The following is a 17093-nucleotide window of genomic DNA, read 5'->3' on the forward strand; positions in this document are numbered from 1 at the left end:
GATCAAACTCTCCATAAAAGAGATTGATTAGCTCAATCATAATTCGTTCAAAAAATTGACGCATGGCATAAAACATTGTTCAGTTTTCAAAGATCCATTACAGCGTCGCCTCAAAACAGCGACTTAATTAATATATCATGCTGAAGGTTTCCCGTCAACAACTTTATATATTTTTTGTTTCGCATTGCCTGCCGTTTCCGGCTTTCTTAATGCGACAGGTAATAATATAACACCTTGTTTCTAACATTACAAGAGTTATGCTGAAAAAAATAAAAAAAACCGCAGAAATCGCAGTTTTTTAAAAGGAGCTGGCTGTTTCTCTTCTATAGATACAGCCCGGGAGGAGATTTTTTGAAGCAGCACGGACTTCACAGTTCAAAGAACATTGATTTCTCTCTCCCGTGCCTCCCTGAGTAAATAGAAATATTTAGCTTTCGCCACGGTGATCTGACGATATTCTTCCTCACTCGCATGAAAGTTGTGCTCCATCAGACGGGCAAGTTCGCTCCATTCCCTGTGAGCGTGTCCGATACTCTCAATTAACCGTTTTTCTTCCCGCTTTCTCTTTCTTTTCCTATTAAACATAAGGCACCCCTCACTCTCAGAGCTCCCGTCTTCCTTCCATCGCTTTGGAAAGAGTAACTTCGTCCGCGTATTCGAGGTCCCCGCCGACAGGCAGCCCATGGGCTATGCGGGTCGTCCGGATTCCGGCCGGCTTCACGAGACGTGAAATATACATAGCCGTAGCCTCCCCTTCCACGTTCGGGTTGGTGGCAATGATAAGTTCTTCCACACCTTCATCTTTCAGACGCTTAATTAAGCTTTCCACATTGATGTCTTCAGGCCCTATCCCGTCCATCGGGGAGATGGCACCATGGAGCACGTGGTACTTTCCACTGAACTCTTTCATCTTTTCCATAGCAATGACGTCTTTCGGGTCCTGAACTACGCAGATAAGCGCACTGTCTCTCGACTCGTCCTGACAGATGGCACAGGGATCCTGATCCGTAATGTGACCACAATTGGTGCAGTGGGTCAGTTCCCTTTTCGCATTCACAAGTGCTTTACCAAACTCCAGGACGTCGTCCTCTTCCATCTCTAAAACATAAAAAGCCAGGCGGACCGCTGTTTTAGGACCGATCCCTGGCAATTTAGTAAAGCTGTCGATCAGCTTTGAAATCGGTTCTGGATAATACACTAAAACATTCCTCCACCAGGCATGCCTTTCGTAAACTCACCCATCGTATCATTCGTCTTATCGTCCACCTGTTTCAATACGTCGTTCGTAGCTGCGATGATCAGATCCTGAAGCATTTCCACGTCATCCGGATCGACTGCTTCTTCATCTATTTCCACGTTGGTGATTTCCTTTTTCCCGTTCGCTTCCACTTTAATCATTCCGCCGCCCGCTGTAGCTTCGAACGTCATTTCATAAAGTTCTTCCTGTGCTTTCATCATTTTCTTCTGCATTTTCTGCATCTGTTTCATCATATTATTCATGTTTCCGCCACCACGCATATGAATTCCTCCTAAAGTTTAATCGTGAATTTCAATTATATCATCACCGGCTAATTTTTTCGCTTCTGAGATGAAATCGTCTTCTGTATGTGCATTTTTCTCTTCTTCCGGAGCTTCGTCTCTCTGTTTCTGTACGTACTCCTCACGCAGCTGCTGCCACTTCGGTTCCGGCACGGGGATAATCATCAGCGGTTTCCCGGTGAATTCCTCAAGCAGAGGCTCGATGGTCGCTCTATGATCGAGCGCTAAGGAACAATGGATATCGTAACGAAAGGCGAGAACGAGTGAGCTTCCGGAAGCGGCCCTCGGTTTACTGTTCAACAGTGTCGCATGAGCGGGGGCATTTCTCTTCTTCAATGCTTCCATGAACTCGCCCCACACTTCTTTCACACCGGTAATCGCTTCTTTGGAAGCTTCCTGAAGCGTACGGTTTATCTTCTCGTAAGGAACCCGATAATTGTTTTTGGCTCCCCTGGCGGGCGTCCGCTTTTCCGGGGCAGGTGCCTGCTGAGAGGCTGCGACAGCAGGTGGGTTTTCTTCCATCTTCATGAGTTTCTTTTCCAGCGTATCGATTTTGCGGGACAGTTTATCCACTGTCTCCGCATCTCCCTCTGCGGGAGTTCCCGGTTTCTGGTCTGCAATATTTAAAAGAGCGATTTCTATGAACACCTTAGGACTCGTCGTCCACTTCATTTCCTGCTGACACTGATTCAAAGAGCGGATTGAGCCCTGAATCCATTCCGGCTGAAGCTCCCCGGAGAGATCCCGGAAGCCTTCATCCGGTACTGCTCTCTCCAGATGCTGTTCAAGTCCCGGCGCACTCTTGTACATAAGCAGATCCCGGAGATAGTAGATCAGGTCGAAAACGAAACGCCCCGGATCTTTCCCTTCCTGAATAAGAGCATCCACCGTTTCGAGTGCTTCCTTTACTTCCCCTGCATGTACGTAACGCAAAAGAGCAGCCAGTTGCTGCTGGGAGATGGAGCCGGTAACGGCCAGTACATCTTCCGTACCTACGGCATCCTCACTGTAGGAAATCGCCTGGTCCAGCAGACTGAGAGCATCCCGCATTCCGCCCTCTGCACTCAAAGCTACGATCTCGAGAGCTTCCCTGTCCACTGCAAGATCCTCTTCTTCCGTAATGGAAGCCATCCGTTCTACCATAGCTGTCTGCGATATACGTTTGAAATCGAAACGCTGACAGCGGGAGATGATCGTCAGGGGTATTTTGTGAGGTTCCGTCGTCGCCAGAATGAAAACTACGTGTGAAGGAGGTTCTTCAAGCGTCTTCAACAGGGCGTTGAAAGCCCCGATGGAAAGCATGTGCACCTCATCGATAATGTAGACTTTGTAGGAGACGGAAGTAGGCGCGTATTTGACTTTATCCCTGATATCACGGATCTGCTCCACTCCGTTGTTTGAAGCTGCGTCTATTTCGATAACGTCCGATATGGAACCGTCCTGGATACCGAGACATGCGCTGCAGGCGTTACAGGGTTCTTTTGTCGGTCCCTGTTCACAGTTGACCGTTTTTGCGAAAATTTTCGCAGCACTCGTCTTTCCGGTACCGCGCGGGCCGGAGAACAGATACGCATGTGAAAATTTCTGCTGGGCGATTGCGTTTTGCAAAGTACGTGTAATGTGTGTCTGTCCTACCACATCCCTGAACAGGGTAGGGCGCCACACCCGGTATAGGGCCTGATAGCTCATAGTCGATGTTCCCCTTTGTTAGTCTTACTTCTTATTATAGCGAAAACGGACCCTCCCTGTGAAGTTCCACCTCTGTCTCTCTGCAAAAACTTTACCACCCCGGAGAGAAAAAAAGCCGCTATGGCTCTTCGCCATAACGACTTTCTGTTTTATGTAATGCCGTGCACCTGCTGTCGATGACAGAACCCCAAGCGTTACTCACAATCACAGCTCGATCCAGGCACTCCCGCGGCACACGAGAGGCACAGCTTACTGCTGCTTCCTTCCGGACCTGACAGGGTTCACTGCTTCTCGTTGCGCAGGACCTGGATGTCAACACTGCTTTTGTGAGGCAGACCTTGAAACTTTGTCACCTCGAGCAGGAATTCAGCCTCGCTCTAGCGGCTTGCGAGTGCAGGGCACCGCTACCTCCCCGCTTAGCACGACAATCGTAATTATATAACCTCACTTCCGAAATTGCAACAGATAGCTATTTGTCTTTTCTTTTTTTCCTTATCCTTCTGAAAAAAGAGGAGAGCATCTCTCCGCACTCCTCTCCCATCACCCCGGCGCGGATGGCTGTACGGTGGTTAAAACGGTCGTCATCCAGAAGGTTCATAAGCGTCCCGGCACATCCTGCTTTCCTGTCGTAAGCTCCGTATACGAGTACAGGAATGCGGGACTGAAGAATCGCTCCGGCGCACATCGGACATGGTTCAAGTGTTACGTACAGCGTGCATTCCTCGAGTCTCCAGCTTCCTATAACATCATTGGCACGATCGATCGTAATACACTCGGCGTGAGAGGACGTTTTTTGTGTCGTTTCTCTCAAGTTATGTCCCCGGGCTATCACTTCACCTTCGTGGACGAGGACAGCTCCTATCGGAACCTCTCCGAGTGCCTCTGCTTTCTCCGCTTCCTCGATGGCTTTCTTCATATAATACCGGTCGCTTTCCATACGTCCACGTCCTTAATCGAAAGTTACGAAATAGTTCTTTTCTTCTGCTTCATGATAAGCTGTCTCAAGACCCGCCTCATCGATTCTCTCCTTCGTTACGAAACGATATGGAACGGAAACGGTCCATTCCTCCGCGAAAGGAAAAGGAGTAAGAAGAACAGTAGCTTCGTTCTTCCACTCCGGATAAATCCCGCCCGGAGCGATGTCGAACTTCTGCGGGAAACCGTCTCTGAACCAGGGCACTTCATTTTCTTTTGAGGCCCCCGGCTCATTCATACATATGTACAGAGAGAGATTATCACAAAACTGAAGCCTTTCAAAATGAAGGTGACGTAGTTCCGCCGGCACTTCCACTTTCATTTTGCTGAGCAGTTTTTCCTGCACGTCCTTCTGCTCTTCATAAAATTCGGCGGTACGGGAATCGTCCCGGTCATTTTCGAAGAAGGACTGATAATGCATACTCGTCAGCACTCCGGCGTATGGGGATTGCTCCGCTGTCTTCTCGATGCCGCTGCGATAGGCCGCCAGTTTCTCTTCCAGAGGATAATCAACAAAGGTAAAAGGCCGCCCCTTTTCCCCGTTCCATAGCGGCTTCTCATCGAGAGGGATCCACGCCCTGTCATGGACCTCTACTGCCCAGTCCGCTTCCGATCTGATTCTCGAAGTCAGCAGGAAATCATTTTTCCACTGACGTGCCATCTCTCCTGAGATAAGCGCATGATCATGCTGACGAATCATAACAAACCCTTCCTTATATTCCCGGACAATCATTTTCACCCCTCCACTTCCTCGCTTTTTCGTACTACTAATCATAGCAATTTTTTGAAAATATTAAAAGCACAGGCTTTCGGACCTTTTTCCAAAAGAAAAACCCCGCTTATGAAAGCGGGGCCTCTGTCCTTTATTTACTTAGGATGCGGGTCATTTCTTTATTGAATGCCGGGATATCATCAGGCTGACGACTCGTCACCAGCTGATCCTGGCATACGACTACTTCCTTGTCCTGAACGGTCGCACCAGCGTACTCCATATCCACCTGAATGGATTTGAAGCCTGTCGCATGACGTCCTTCCAGACTTTTCGCAGTGATCAGAAGCTGTGGGCCGTGGCATATTGCGAAGACCGGCTTCTCATTATCCATGAAGTACTTGACGAACTTCACGAAATTATCATCCGCACGGAGCTGATCCGGAGAGAAACCTCCCGGAATGAGCAGCGCATCGAAATCGCCAGGGTTTACGTTATCAATAGATTTGTCTATTGCAACTTTCGCCTCTCCCTGTTTTCCTGTCACTTCTTTTCCGGCTTCCCATTCTATATTCGTCACTTCATGGCCTTCTTTTTTCAAAGCGTTGACCGGCTGAGTGAATTCTACATCTTCAAACATATCGGTGATTACACATGCTATTTTACTCATTGTGTTTTCATCTCCTTTGTAAGATTGTTTCCACTGTAAATGTTTCCCGGTACATAATATATTAAACCTGATCCCGCTTTCGCTCTTTCACGGAAAACGTCTGAAAGGCCGGGTTTTCCTGGTTTTTATAGATTTCCTTTCCGGCTATAGCATTTAAAACGTGTATATTTCTGTGCACAGCGAGGCCAAGGTTGGTCGCTCCGGTTCCATGGGAGTGGGTAAGGCCGGTAGCTGTGAAGAACTGGTGAGACCGTTCTTTATTGAAGACGAGTTTATAGTCTCTCGTTACTTTGTACTGCATATCGCCTTCCCACTCGATTTTATTTTTGAAATTCTGTATGAACCACTCGGGAAAATGCGGTTCATACCCGGTCGCAAGTACGACTTTTTTCGTCGAATGCACGTATTGTTCTTCTTCCTGCCACTGATAACAGTCGAGGTGATACCTTCCGTTGTCGTAAGTGATATTGTTCACTTCCGTCATCGGCTGAATGAAGATACCGCTCTCCCCTCCTCCTGCTGTCCGGTGATACAGTTTCGTATACAGACGGATAAGGGTGTCGGGATCGATGCCCTTACGCAAAGGTTTAAGGGTGTCGAGGGCTTCCAGACGTTTTTCTTCGCTTAAACTATGGAAGTAATCGATGTATTCGGGGGTGAACATCTCCTGGGCAAATTTCGCCTGATCCAGCTGGAATAGACCTCCGGACCTTGTAAGAAGCGTTATCCGCATATCCTGTCGCTCCTGTTCCTCCAGCAGGTCGAGAAAGATTTCAAGAGCACTCTGCCCCGAGCCGATCACCGTCACGTCCTGGGAGCGGAGAAGCTGATCTTTTTCAAACAGATAGCGGCTGGAATGAAGAACGTCTTCCCGCGAGAGTTCTTCCGTCCCTTTGAATAAGAGCGGCTTCGTGCCCGTCCCCATCAACACGTGTTTCGTATCATATTTTTTGAGCTCACCCGTCATTTTATCCTCTACCTCGACGGTGTAATACTCTTCCTCCTCATGATCCAGAACGTCCACCACCACATGACCAAAATACAGGTTGTCGAGGCGACCGGCCGCCCATTGCAAATAATCGTTGTATTCCTGGCGGGGGATTTTGAAATTCTGATACAGGTAAAAAGGAAATAATCTATTGTTTTCATACAGGTAGTTCATGAACGTATAAGGGCTTTTAGGATCAGCGAATGTAGCCAGATCCGCCATGAACGGCACCTGTAAATCCATCTTTTCCACGAGCATGCCGGGGTGCCATTCGAACTTCGGAGTATCATCAAAAAAGATCCCCTCCACTTCATTCGTCTGATCTATGAGCCCGGCCATCCCGAGATTATAAGGTCCTATTCCAATACCGATTACGTCGTACATACTATTTCCCCCTTTTTCTTCTAAGAGGCTATTCCCAACTTTCCTCCTTCTTAATCTCCGGGGTTTTTTCGGGTACGTTCATCTATTGTGTATGTTTCACGTGGAACTTCTGCCGGAAAGCAAAACAAAAAGCACGTCGCTTTCCGCGGGCACAGCCTCAGCTGGCGTAATCATGAAATTCTTTTGATTACGAGGCCGTACCGGTTCTGCGGAAATTGACGTACTTTTCATATAGTATTCATGGATTCAGTTGTCCGATTTCTGTATCTTTATCGTTCATTTTGTCCCGAGTGCCGGAAATAATTATTCTTCAAGTGTGGACGTGTCTCCTGTCGGAAGTCCAAGTTCCCAGGACTTCAGCAGACGACGCATAATCTTACCACTTCTCGTTTTAGGAATAGAGTCTTTCACTTCCATTTCACGTGGTGCTGCGTGAGCACTCAGACCTTTTTTCACGAACTGACGGATTTCCTCCAGCAATTCCTCTGATTCTTCGTAGCCATCGTTAAGCATAATGAAAGCTTTGATAATTTCTCCGCGCTCAGGGTCCGGTTTACCGATAACCCCTGCTTCCGCTACGGCTTCATGTTCAATCAGCTTACTTTCCACTTCAAACGGTCCTACCCGTTCTCCGGAAGTGTTGATGACATCATCGAGACGTCCCTGGAACCAGAAGTATCCGTCTTCATCCTGATAGGCACTGTCACCGGAGACGTACCAGCCGTTGACGAAGTAGCTTTCAAATTTGCCAGGGTTGTTCCAGATGGCGCGCATCTGGGCAGGCCACCCTTCTTTGATCGCCAGGTTCCCCATCTGGTTCGGTGGAAGTTCGTTCCCTTCGTTATCTACGATGGAAGCTTCTATTCCCGGAATCGGTTTACCCATGGAACCGGGACGGATTTCCATAGCAGGGAAGTTACAGATCAGCTGGGCTCCCGTCTCCGTCATCCACCATGTATCGTGGATACGAAGGTCGAACGCCTTCAGCCCCCACGTAACGACTTCCGGGTTAAGCGGTTCCCCTACACTCAGTACATGACGGAGGGACGACATATCATGTTTTTTCGCAACCTCCGCTCCCGCACTCATCAGCTTACGGAAAGCGGTAGGGGCCGAGTACCAGACGCTGATCTCTTTCTCTGCAATGAGAGAATACCAGTCATCGGCACTGAAGCGGCCACCTTTGACCACGTTCGTCACTCCGTTCAGCCACGGGGCGAAAATACCGTAGCTCGTACCTGTAACCCAGCCCGGATCGGCAGTGCACCAGTAAATATCGCTTTCTTTCAGATCGAGCACCCACTTACCCGTCTGATAATGCTGGATCATGGCATTGTGTACGTGGTAGACGCCTTTCGGTTTACCCGTTGATCCCGAAGTGTAGTGAAGCAGCATTCCGTCTTCGAGGTCCACCCATTCTATATCGAAATCCTGAGAAGCGTCTTTCATCTCCTCCTCAAAACTGATATAGTCTTCGGACCCTTCTCCTCCTACGAGCACGACCTGCTTCAGATCCGGAAGTTCTTTTTCCGGTACGCGTTCGAGAAGCTCAGGAGTCGTTATGAGCATTTTAGCCCCGCTGTCTTCCAGGCGATCACGGACAGCCTGTTCCATAAACGCTTCAAATAGAGGACCCGCGATAGCTCCGGTTTTCAATATACCGAGAAAAGCAGCGTAAAATTCCGGGCTTCGCGGAAGGAACATAAAAACCCGGTCCCCTTTTTCAATATTATGCTTCTTAAGTACGTTTGCGAATTTATCACTTTCCCGCTTCAAATCACTGAATGTGAGTGTTTCTTCCCGACCGGGAGCCGAATAGACGAGAGCGGGCTGATCTTTTTTGTCAGGGTTCTCCGCATGCTTATCTATCGCTTCATAGGCCATGTTTACTTTCCCTGTTTCATTCCAGGTGAAATTCTTTCTGGCATCTTCCCAGTCAAACGTTTTGTACATTTCTTCGTAGTTTTCGAGATTGTAATTACCCGTTTGTGCCGGAATTGATTTCATATCCATAATTGTCTCACACTCCTTGGCAAAATTACTCCCCCCATTTCACAAATCAGGGAAGCTATGTACATGTATTTCGGAAAATTCCGTTAATTGCATTGTATGCGATTTCAAAAAATATTTAAAGTAAAACACATAATTTCCCTTTTGACCGCCGCAGTCGGGGGACGTTTGCTTCCCGCCTTTTGTCTTTATATAATATACAGTAGAAAGGTGAGAGACTATGACTAAAGAAAATAAAATGTTTTGGATTCTCGGTGTTATAGGAACAGTCAATATTATCGTTTCCCTTATACTGCTTCTGGCTATCAACAACACAATGATTTCCCTAATGCTCTTCTCCTCGGGTGTGTTTCTTATCATCGGAGGAATTGCGGATCGGAAGGAGAAAAACCGGCGCCGTCAGCGCGGCTTGTAACCGGGTTTTCTTCCACCTTTTACTCTCGTAGTAAAATAAATCCCCGTGAGAACGATTGCACCTCCGATAACCTGATCAACCGTAATTTTTTCCTGCAGAAACAGAAGGGAAAGGATTGCAGTGGCGAACGGCAGCAGATTGATGAATATCGTTGCCTTCGCCGGTCCTATTTCCGCAACGGCCATATTCCATGACAGCAGTGCAAGAAAAGACGGAAACAGTCCGGTGTAAAGGATACTGGTGATTATCGGCAAGGACCAGTCGGTTATGAACCGTCCCTGGGACCATTCGAATAGAAAGGCCGCTATCATCACCATAATATTTCCGATCAGCAGGATACCGAACAGACTTCCGAACAAAGGCAGCCTGTAACCGTAAGCGTTTACGAGCGTAGAGTAGACAGCCCAGCTGATGACCGCTCCTATCATAATCAGATCTCCACTGTTGAACTCGAGACTCAGAAGCCTCGCAAAGGATCCCTTACTTATAATATAGGCGACACCAACCAGGGAAATCCCTACACCGACCAGCTGACTCAGTCCATATTTCTCCTTCAGGAACACGGCCCCGATAAAAATAGTCACTGCCGGGGTAAGCGATTCCATAATAGAGGCGTTTACAGTGGTAGTGTAATGCAGCGCCAAATACGAAAAAGCCGGAAACATTACAATTCCCGTAGCTGCCATGCCGACCAGAGGGCGCCACCCCTCTATTAGCTGTCTCTTCACCAGCCTAATCTTCTTCCAGTAAAACGTCGCGACAAGAAGCAACCCGATGAGCGTTCTCAGCCACGTCAGGGTCAAAGGAGGAACGGCATCAGCCGCCACTTTCCCTACGATATAGTTCCCTGCAAACAAAAACATAGTTACCATTACAAGAGCATACGCTCTCATCCCGACTCCCCCTTTCCTGAATAACGAATGTACTCGGGTATCTCTTTTTCTAAAAGCCAGGGACTTTTCTTCTTCCTCATTTCCCCTCAGTAAAAAAGAGCCTCTCGTCTATAAAGAGGTTCTTCTCACCATTCCAGGATATATCCTTTCACCCCTATCGGTTTTTGATCGGGTTCCTGCTGAACCGCTTTGAAATAAGGATCTTCATGATCGAGATAGTATTCGATAGACTCCGGATCCAGATATAGCTTATATTCAAGATTGGTGACTTTATGAAGTTTGACGTTCGATACTGTCTCCTGGTTCTTTTCTTCGTCAATCAGGAAAATATCGATTGTATCAAATCCGTACGTAATTAAACGATCTTTCAATTCCATAACTCGCCTCCTTCCTATCTCAGTGTGTACTATACTTCTTACCCTATCTTTTCCATATAAAAACAAGGGCTGGCTGATCCTCCCGGAGAAATTAAAAAAATCGTTTCCATGCCTGAATACCGAAGTAGAACGCCTGGAGGAAAAAGCCTGTACCCCAGACGACCGACGGTATTTTCGTAGCACGTGCGAGGTTCGTCGCATCCCCGGCCCCGGAAGGAGAGGTGAGGCTGAGCCACATGATATTAAAAGCGCTGATGACCGACTGCACCAGTATAAGTGCGGCAATAAACGTCAAAGCATAAACGATGAGCGTCTGGTGACCGGAACGCAGCAGCCAGAGAAAGAGAGCTGCGAACGTGATAATCCAGAATACTCCGTACAGATTGCGTACCCAGAATAACAGGTTTACGGAGAGTAATCCGAGAAGCAGAATAACGATTAGCGTGTATTTTCCTTTAGAGAGAAGGTAAAAAAGAAGAAATGCGAACGCTGACGCGAAAATATAGCCCGACAGGCTGGTGAGTACGTGGCTGAACCATGAGGTGTGCCCGGTCATGGTTACACCGGACGTGTTGGGAAAGAGGGAGATGTTCCGTACTTCCCCGCCGCTTAAAAGAGCCATTAAGGAGTGGCCGGTTTCGTGTACCATCGTATTCAGCATAGCAAAATACTTTCCTATGATAGGCATCTGGGTCAGTAAAAGAGCAACTATAAGACTTATAATAATTTGTATTTTCATCGATACCTCTCCATTCCTCATCTGCTTTCTTCTTTACGTTTTCACGGACGGAAACGTTTCATGCATAGTGGCCCCCGACCTTTTTACTTCTCTCGATTGTAATCCCGCCCGGCTCATAACTGCTGGCCCGCAGCAGAGAAGTGGAGCCGTACCGGGCCCGTATGTCATCCATCGTAACAGCCAGATCACGTTCTTTCTCTTTCCGGTCGAAAAAGGTCATCTGCAGACTCTCATCATTCTCCAGGTTCGTGAGAGAGACGTAAACCCGGCGAATGGCCAGGCCGCGGTCGTAATGTTTCCGGAATAAGGAAAGGATCGCTCTATACATATCCATCGTCAGGTTCGTCGGGGTATGGAGAGTGAGTGAACGGGAAAACCCTCCGCCTGTCCCTTTCGTGTACCCGAGCCCTAAATGGACGGTCCGGCCGATATGATGGAATTCTCTCGCCCTGCGGCACACCTCCTCACATAAATCCAGAAGACAGGGATATATATCCTTTTCGTCATAATCCTCAAGCAGCGTTATTCCGTGCCCATAACTCTTTTGCACCGCCCCCGTGAAGTTTCCGAATACCGGACTTAAGTCCACGCCTCTTGCATGCCAGTAGAGCTGTTCTCCCATTACACCGAAACGTTTTTTAAGAAAGCGCAGCGGATGGGTGGCCAGATCTCCGAGCTTTATAATTCCCATATTGTTTAAACGCCGCATCATACGTTTCCCTATCCCCCATATATCTTCCACCGGCACCGGCCACAGAAGCCTTTCCACATCTTCATAACGGCAGACGGCGATTCCGTCTGCGCTCTTTTTCGCATGTATGTCCAGCACGACTTTAGCCAGAAACTTATTATCTCCTATACCGACCGCACACTCAATCCCGAACTGTTCGGCAATTCTTTTCCGGAAAAGTTCAGCGACTTCACGTGGAGGACCATAGAGCTTCTCCAGCCCGTCCACCGTCACCCAGAGCTCATCGATGGAATAAACGTGGATGGCTTCCCGCGGCGCATACTGATGAACGAGCCTCGTAATCTCTACGGAAACATCCAGATAATCCTGCATGCATGCTTTGGCGATAATGATTTCCGGGTCATCGGGAAGCTCGAAAAAGCGGGAAACGTTGCCTGTTCCGTGCCGCTCCTTGAGAGCGGGAGAGGCTGCAAGCACGATACTACCGCTGCGTTCCGGGTCACCGACTACGGCCAGAAGGGCCTTCGCCGGGTCGAGCCCCCGCTTCATGCACTCGACACTGGCATAAAAAGACCTCATATCAAGACACAGTACGTCGTGTCTCGGGTAGGGGAATTCCGTCATCGCCATCACCTCATTTCCCGGGAAATATAATAGCAGCATCTTTTTACTTTAATGGGAACACTTGTTCTTATATTACCCCTGAACTGTTTTTTTGTAAACAGTACTTTTTGATCCTCCCCCCTGCAAGTCCACGATTTTGGTTACGGGAGGCGGGGGCTGCCACGTTGATAAAAAACGCCTCATGAGTCAGAGACCTTCTGCTGACTCACGAGGCGCTTATATCTGTCAGGAAGTGTTTTCATCCTTAAGAAACCGGATGATTTCGCTCATCAACTCTTCACTTTTCTCCCCTTTGAATATCTCCTGAGCGTGGGCTCCGCCCGAAATTTCCATCTTTTTCATCAATTCTTCCGTACTTTCTTCAAGTTCTCTGTAACCTTCGTCTTCACTGTAAACGGTCAATACCGGGGTATTGCTGATTTTCATAGGGTCGCCTCCTGGAGAGAGAAGAACCACTTTTTGAAAATCGAAGTCCCCTTCCGTCACAGCTTCAATAGCGGAAGAACCTCCGGCGCTTGCCCCCATCACAGCTACCTCTTCGGCTCCGTGCTCTTCTTTAAGCATCGCAGCCGCTTTTTTGAGTGTCCGCGGTGACGTGTCTTTCGTCGCAAAAGCGGTGATACCGTTATCTGCCAATTTTCTGCCCTGGTCATCCCAGCTTTCCGCATTGTAAACGGCACCGTGAGAGAGGACGACGCCAAGGTCTCCGTCCCCTTTCCACAATTCACCTTCTATATTACTTTCCTCGGATGTGTTTTTATCTTCCGTATCCGTACTCTGACTGCCCGAGTCTCCTCCCTGACAGCCTGCAAGAGAGAATAGTACTACAATAAAAAGAAGTACCGTATACATCCATCTCATTTCCAATCCCTCCCGTGTTTCATAATTTCCGGGCCCGGATCTGTTCAGGCCTCCATTTGTCCTGTACCCTTCAACCGTATTTTTCAAAATGATAAATACGTAGTATTGGGTAAGAAGAGGTGCATGTGTTCCAAAAAATTGCTCATAAGTCAACAGATAGATGAAAGGAACAACAAAAAAATGCAGAAATTCAGGGAAACGGAAAGGATAACCATTTCTACCATAGTTATTTTTTACTATATGTGTTTATAATGATACCTGCAGCGTTACAAACATCTATTCAAGGAGGTACATAGTATGAAAAAGTTTTTCAAATTCGGTTGTTTAGGAATTATAGGAATCATAGTTCTTAGTGCTGTGCTTGCTGCTTTAGGTGGGGGAGATTCCACCGAGGATACATCCTCGAATGAAGAAACCCAGTCAGAAACAACCAGTGAAAATCAAAGTCAGGAAAATGGCAGTGAAAGCCAAAATCAAGAAAATGAAAATCAAAGTGAAGAAAATACCGAACAGTCTTCCGGTAATTCTACTTCCGAAAGTGCACCCTCTGAAAACGACGAAGCTATAAGTGCAGAAGAATTCGAACAGATTTCTAATGGTATGAGCTATGAAAAAATTGTAGAAATCATAGGAAGTGAAGGCAGTCTTCAATCTGAAACAGGAGAAAAAGGCAGTCAGTTCCATACAGTTATTTATTCATGGGACGGAGAGTCAGGTTTCGGTTCTAACGCATTGCTTACTTTCCAGAACGGGGAGTTGCAAAGTAAATCACAAGCCGGAGTCGGAGACGGCAGTTCTTCAGACGTAACAATCACTTCGGAAGAATTCAATCAAATCGAAAATGGAATGAGTACTGAAGAAGTATTTGAAATTGTTGGAGGAGAAGGAGAAGTTACTTCTGAAAGTGGAGAGCCAGGAAGTCAATTTTACACGGTAAGCTATACCTATAGCGGAGAAACCGGCCTGGGCTCCAACGCTATACTGATGTTCCAGGGTGGAAAACTGTCATCTAAATCTCAGTTTGGACTGGAATAAAACCGCAACGACATTTCTCTTTTTTAAAGCTTGTCGTAAGAGTTTTGTTTATCTGGAAATGCAAAGAATTCCATTAATTATTAATATATGTATTTAAAAAAGGAATGCAGCCATTTCATGAAATGGCTGCATTCCTTTTCGTGTAAAACTTTTAACATATACCCTATGCCCTACAGCAAAAGCCTTTCCGCGATTCGGGTGAGGAAGGAATCGCTTATGCTGTACATAGTAACGTCATCTATTATTACTGGCTTTATTTTTCTTATCAGAGTTAAAATCAATGACTTCTTTAGCTATCACACCGAGCAAACTGACCATCACTCCGACCCCTACTATCAAATACATCATAGTGAATACTTTCCCTGCATCAGTAACAGGAGCCATGCCTATATCTATACTGCTCGGAATCAGACTGGTGATTCCGAAATAAATGGCGTTCAACACGCTCCATCCTTCCACGGTAGTATAAAATAACGTACCGGATAAGAGAATCAAGAACAACGTGAACAATAAAGATTGAAAAGCAGGACGGGCTAACGCTTTGCCGACAGCTTTCAATAAACGTAATGCAGTCAGAAAGAATGAAATCATATTTTCTTCTCCTCTTCATTTTTTCGTGATTATTAGAGAACGGCCCGGTTACGGCAGATTCATACTACCCTTCATGTTAAGGTTTCGCCCTCTGATGGACGGTTTCCGTCCTTTTGTAAAAAAGGCAATAGAAAACCTCCTTCCGAATACAGATTACGAAACGGAAGAAGGTGCACGTACCACTTTTAGTATAAAACTTTAACTGCATTCTCATCGGTGGAATCACCGCTTATAAACTGCGAAACGCCCCCGGCAGGATTCGAACCTGCGACACATGGTTTAGGAAACCAATGCTCTATCCCCTGAGCTACGGGGGCACAAACGTTATTATACTACCATTTCCCTTTTATGCAAAGATAAAATTCTTCCTCCTCGTGCCTTCCCTGACCGGTGTGTGATAGAATATACTTTGTCTGTTCGAACGGATGTATAAAAAGGAGGAAGACAGTAATGGCTCAACTGCCTTTTATAGCTGTGGAAGGTCCGATCGGTGTAGGAAAGACCTCCCTGTCCAAGAAAATAGCTGCGCATTTCGAATTTCAATTATTGGAAGAAATCGTAGAAGAAAATCCTTTCCTCGGTAAATTCTACGACAATATCGAAGAATGGAGCTTTCAGACAGAGATGTTTTTCCTCTGTAACCGGCACAAGCAGCTTGAAGATATAGAATATAAATTTTTGAGGGAAGGTAAGCCCGTCGTCGCGGATTATCATATCTTCAAAAATATGATTTTTGCAAAGCGTACACTTAAAGAAGAACATTTCCGCAAATATTCCCGTATCTTCGATATTCTGACCGGAGATATGCCGCGTCCTAACATGGTCATTTATGTACATGCGGGGCTCGACACATTATTCGAGCGTATACGGAGACGGGACCGGGACGTGGAAGCGAATATACAGCCTGAGTATCTGCAGCAGCTGTCCGATGATTATGAGACATTCATGGATCAGTTCGAAGAAACCCACCCCGATATTCCGGTCATACGTCTGGACGGGGACCGTCTGGATTTCATCAAACATCAGCGTGATCTTAACTATATACTTGAAAAAGTCGGGAGCTACCTGAGCAAAGGAGAAGTGATCAAATGAACGCACGTGAAAAATACGGGATCCCGCACGACAGTGTGATTACCGTAGCCGGTACGGTAGGTGTCGGGAAGTCGACGCTCACGACATCTCTGGCCCAGGCCCTGAACTTCCGTACGTCGTTTGAAAAAGTGGAGAAGAATCCTTATCTGAGCAGTTTCTATAAAGACTTCGAACGGTGGAGTTTCCATCTGCAGATCTACTTTCTCGCAGAGCGGTTCAAAGAACAGAAAAAAATCTTCGAATATGGTGGCGGCTTCGTCCAGGACCGCTCCATTTATGAAGATACCGGTATCTTCGCGAGAATGCATTACGATCAGGGTACCATGTCCCCTACCGATTACGAGACGTACACCAACCTGTTTGATGCGATGGTCATGACCCCCTATTTCCCGCACCCGGATCTGCTTATCTATTTGGAAGGGTCATTCGATGACGTCATCGAACGCATCAGAGACCGTGGTCGGCCGATGGAACAGGAGACACCGACTGCTTACTGGGAAGAAATGTACAACCGTTATGAAGACTGGATCGACAATTTCAATGCCTGTCCGGTATTACGTCTGAATATAGCCGACTATGACCTTCTGAATGATGAAAAAAGCGTTGAACCGATTCTCGAAAAAATCGGTCACTTTATTCAGCAGGCCCGTAAATGGAGATCGAGCCATCTCCCGGTCGAGTGAAAATAAAAGAAACCCCCCCGTCTGCAACAGTTCGGTAGTGACCCCTAAAAGTTAGAGTTTTTATTAGGAAGCTGATTGGCTGGTTTGAGTCCGGTATTGAATGGGACTCAAACCAGCTAATTTTGCTT

Annotated in this window: 19 protein-coding genes, 1 tRNA gene and 1 other RNA gene; 4 read left to right on the forward strand and 17 right to left on the reverse strand. The window is 47.0% G+C overall.

All coding sequences use genetic code 11. The features are described from left to right. Nucleotides 1-375: 375 nt before the first annotated feature. From BW931_RS12850 to acsA, 10 genes are all read right to left on the reverse strand, one after another. Nucleotides 376-585, reverse strand: a complete 210-nt coding sequence (locus tag BW931_RS12850; RefSeq protein ID WP_076572836.1) for a YaaL family protein — start codon at nucleotides 583-585, stop codon at nucleotides 376-378. Between the two features lie 16 nt (nucleotides 586-601). Next, nucleotides 602-1198, reverse strand: coding sequence for a recombination mediator RecR (gene recR / locus BW931_RS12855; RefSeq protein WP_076572838.1), 597 nt, complete (start codon nucleotides 1196-1198; stop codon nucleotides 602-604). After that, the gene (locus BW931_RS12860) at nucleotides 1198-1518 is read right to left on the reverse strand and encodes a YbaB/EbfC family nucleoid-associated protein (protein WP_008590213.1); all 321 of its coding nucleotides are present in this window, start codon (nucleotides 1516-1518) and stop codon (nucleotides 1198-1200) included. Before BW931_RS12860 ends, recR begins: the two co-directional genes overlap by 1 nt. Before the next feature lie 18 nt (nucleotides 1519-1536). Then, on the reverse strand, nucleotides 1537-3228 hold the full coding sequence (dnaX, locus tag BW931_RS12865) for a DNA polymerase III subunit gamma/tau (protein ID WP_076572840.1): 1692 nt from the start codon (nucleotides 3226-3228) through the stop codon (nucleotides 1537-1539). Nucleotides 3229-3387: 159 nt separating this feature from the next. After that, nucleotides 3388-3653: signal recognition particle sRNA large type (gene ffs / locus BW931_RS12870), an RNA gene on the reverse strand. Nucleotides 3654-3697: 44 nt separating this feature from the next. Beyond that, entirely contained in the window at nucleotides 3698-4165 is a 468-nt protein-coding gene (gene tadA / locus BW931_RS12875) for a tRNA adenosine(34) deaminase TadA (protein WP_076572842.1), read from the reverse strand. A gap of 12 nt (nucleotides 4166-4177) precedes the next feature. Continuing rightward, on the reverse strand, nucleotides 4178-4978 hold the full coding sequence (locus BW931_RS12880; RefSeq protein ID WP_327288846.1) for a DUF3891 family protein: 801 nt from the start codon (nucleotides 4976-4978) through the stop codon (nucleotides 4178-4180). Nucleotides 4979-5066: 88 nt separating this feature from the next. Further along, nucleotides 5067-5582 (reverse strand): type 1 glutamine amidotransferase domain-containing protein, encoded by a 516-nt coding sequence (locus tag BW931_RS12885; protein WP_076572846.1) that lies wholly within the window; start codon nucleotides 5580-5582, stop codon nucleotides 5067-5069. A 61-nt stretch (nucleotides 5583-5643) separates the two neighbouring features. Further along, nucleotides 5644-6954: a lysine N(6)-hydroxylase/L-ornithine N(5)-oxygenase family protein gene (locus BW931_RS12890; protein WP_076572848.1), complete on the reverse strand. Its 1311-nt coding sequence runs from the start codon at nucleotides 6952-6954 to the stop codon at nucleotides 5644-5646. Nucleotides 6955-7257: 303 nt separating this feature from the next. Beyond that, nucleotides 7258-8967 (reverse strand): acetate--CoA ligase, encoded by a 1710-nt coding sequence (gene acsA, locus BW931_RS12895; RefSeq protein WP_076572850.1) that lies wholly within the window; start codon nucleotides 8965-8967, stop codon nucleotides 7258-7260. A gap of 217 nt (nucleotides 8968-9184) precedes the next feature. Here acsA and BW931_RS12900 point away from each other — a divergent pair, with 217 nt between their 5' ends. After that, nucleotides 9185-9379, forward strand: coding sequence for a hypothetical protein (locus BW931_RS12900; RefSeq protein WP_076572852.1), 195 nt, complete (start codon nucleotides 9185-9187; stop codon nucleotides 9377-9379). Here BW931_RS12900 and BW931_RS12905 read toward each other — a convergent pair. From BW931_RS12905 to BW931_RS12925, 5 genes are all read right to left on the reverse strand, one after another. After that, nucleotides 9364-10272: a DMT family transporter gene (locus tag BW931_RS12905; RefSeq protein ID WP_076572854.1), complete on the reverse strand. Its 909-nt coding sequence runs from the start codon at nucleotides 10270-10272 to the stop codon at nucleotides 9364-9366. The genes BW931_RS12900 and BW931_RS12905 overlap by 16 nt on opposite strands. Before the next feature lie 125 nt (nucleotides 10273-10397). Next, nucleotides 10398-10649, reverse strand: a complete 252-nt coding sequence (locus BW931_RS12910; RefSeq protein WP_076572856.1) for a hypothetical protein — start codon at nucleotides 10647-10649, stop codon at nucleotides 10398-10400. Between the two features lie 91 nt (nucleotides 10650-10740). After that, nucleotides 10741-11388 carry a M50 family metallopeptidase gene (locus BW931_RS12915; RefSeq protein ID WP_076572858.1) on the reverse strand — a complete coding sequence of 216 codons (648 nt, stop codon included), beginning with the start codon at nucleotides 11386-11388 and terminating at the stop codon, nucleotides 10741-10743. 58 nt (nucleotides 11389-11446) lie between these two features. Next, a complete protein-coding gene (locus BW931_RS12920; RefSeq protein WP_234972653.1) occupies nucleotides 11447-12742 on the reverse strand; it encodes a DNA polymerase IV in 1296 nt (431 codons plus the stop codon). Nucleotides 12743-12928: 186 nt separating this feature from the next. Further along, nucleotides 12929-13564: an alpha/beta hydrolase gene (locus BW931_RS12925; RefSeq protein ID WP_076572860.1), complete on the reverse strand. Its 636-nt coding sequence runs from the start codon at nucleotides 13562-13564 to the stop codon at nucleotides 12929-12931. Between the two features lie 297 nt (nucleotides 13565-13861). On the opposite strand from BW931_RS12925, the gene BW931_RS12930 reads away from it, so the two are divergent. Next, on the forward strand, nucleotides 13862-14599 hold the full coding sequence (locus BW931_RS12930) for a DUF3862 domain-containing protein (RefSeq protein ID WP_076572862.1): 738 nt from the start codon (nucleotides 13862-13864) through the stop codon (nucleotides 14597-14599). Between the two features lie 234 nt (nucleotides 14600-14833). Here BW931_RS12930 and BW931_RS12935 read toward each other — a convergent pair whose 3' ends face one another. Next, a complete protein-coding gene (locus tag BW931_RS12935; RefSeq protein ID WP_143541892.1) occupies nucleotides 14834-15190 on the reverse strand; it encodes an ion channel in 357 nt (118 codons plus the stop codon). Between the two features lie 244 nt (nucleotides 15191-15434). Continuing rightward, nucleotides 15435-15507 (reverse strand) — tRNA-Arg (locus BW931_RS12940). Nucleotides 15508-15640: 133 nt separating this feature from the next. On the opposite strand from BW931_RS12940, the gene BW931_RS12945 reads away from it, so the two are divergent. Both BW931_RS12945 and BW931_RS12950 read left to right on the forward strand, forming a co-directional pair. Continuing rightward, the gene (locus BW931_RS12945; RefSeq protein WP_076572864.1) at nucleotides 15641-16282 is read left to right on the forward strand and encodes a deoxynucleoside kinase; all 642 of its coding nucleotides are present in this window, start codon (nucleotides 15641-15643) and stop codon (nucleotides 16280-16282) included. Further along, nucleotides 16279-16965, forward strand: a complete 687-nt coding sequence (locus BW931_RS12950; protein WP_076572866.1) for a deoxynucleoside kinase — start codon at nucleotides 16279-16281, stop codon at nucleotides 16963-16965. The genes BW931_RS12945 and BW931_RS12950 overlap by 4 nt, the downstream gene beginning before the upstream one ends. Nucleotides 16966-17093 lie beyond the last annotated feature (128 nt).

Origin of the sequence: Salimicrobium salexigens, from assembly GCF_900156705.1 — a bacterium.
Classification (GTDB): Bacteria; Bacillota; Bacilli; order Bacillales; family Halobacillaceae; genus Salimicrobium; species Salimicrobium album.

Bases quoted from the DNA above. Each gene is read 5' to 3' on its own strand.
- BW931_RS12850 (WP_076572836.1), bottom strand. From the start codon at position 585: ATGTTTAATAGGAAAAGAAAGAGAAAGCGGGAAGAAAAACGGTTAATT.
- BW931_RS12860 (WP_008590213.1), bottom strand. From the start codon at position 1,518: ATGCGTGGTGGCGGAAACATGAATAATATGATGAAACAGATGCAGAAA.
- dnaX (WP_076572840.1), bottom strand. From the start codon at position 3,228: ATGAGCTATCAGGCCCTATACCGGGTGTGGCGCCCTACCCTGTTCAGG.
- tadA (WP_076572842.1), bottom strand. From the start codon at position 4,165: ATGGAAAGCGACCGGTATTATATGAAGAAAGCCATCGAGGAAGCGGAG.
- BW931_RS12880 (WP_327288846.1), bottom strand. From the start codon at position 4,978: ATGATTAGTAGTACGAAAAAGCGAGGAAGTGGAGGGGTGAAAATGATT.
- BW931_RS12885 (WP_076572846.1), bottom strand. From the start codon at position 5,582: ATGAGTAAAATAGCATGTGTAATCACCGATATGTTTGAAGATGTAGAA.
- BW931_RS12890 (WP_076572848.1), bottom strand. From the start codon at position 6,954: ATGTACGACGTAATCGGTATTGGAATAGGACCTTATAATCTCGGGATG.
- acsA (WP_076572850.1), bottom strand. From the start codon at position 8,967: ATGGATATGAAATCAATTCCGGCACAAACGGGTAATTACAATCTCGAA.
- BW931_RS12900 (WP_076572852.1), top strand. From the start codon at position 9,185: ATGACTAAAGAAAATAAAATGTTTTGGATTCTCGGTGTTATAGGAACA.
- BW931_RS12905 (WP_076572854.1), bottom strand. From the start codon at position 10,272: ATGAGAGCGTATGCTCTTGTAATGGTAACTATGTTTTTGTTTGCAGGG.
- BW931_RS12910 (WP_076572856.1), bottom strand. From the start codon at position 10,649: ATGGAATTGAAAGATCGTTTAATTACGTACGGATTTGATACAATCGAT.
- BW931_RS12915 (WP_076572858.1), bottom strand. From the start codon at position 11,388: ATGAAAATACAAATTATTATAAGTCTTATAGTTGCTCTTTTACTGACC.
- BW931_RS12920 (WP_234972653.1), bottom strand. From the start codon at position 12,742: ATGCTGCTATTATATTTCCCGGGAAATGAGGTGATGGCGATGACGGAA.
- BW931_RS12925 (WP_076572860.1), bottom strand. From the start codon at position 13,564: ATGAGATGGATGTATACGGTACTTCTTTTTATTGTAGTACTATTCTCT.
- BW931_RS12930 (WP_076572862.1), top strand. From the start codon at position 13,862: ATGAAAAAGTTTTTCAAATTCGGTTGTTTAGGAATTATAGGAATCATA.
- BW931_RS12935 (WP_143541892.1), bottom strand. From the start codon at position 15,190: ATGATTTCATTCTTTCTGACTGCATTACGTTTATTGAAAGCTGTCGGC.
- BW931_RS12945 (WP_076572864.1), top strand. From the start codon at position 15,641: ATGGCTCAACTGCCTTTTATAGCTGTGGAAGGTCCGATCGGTGTAGGA.
- BW931_RS12950 (WP_076572866.1), top strand. From the start codon at position 16,279: ATGAACGCACGTGAAAAATACGGGATCCCGCACGACAGTGTGATTACC.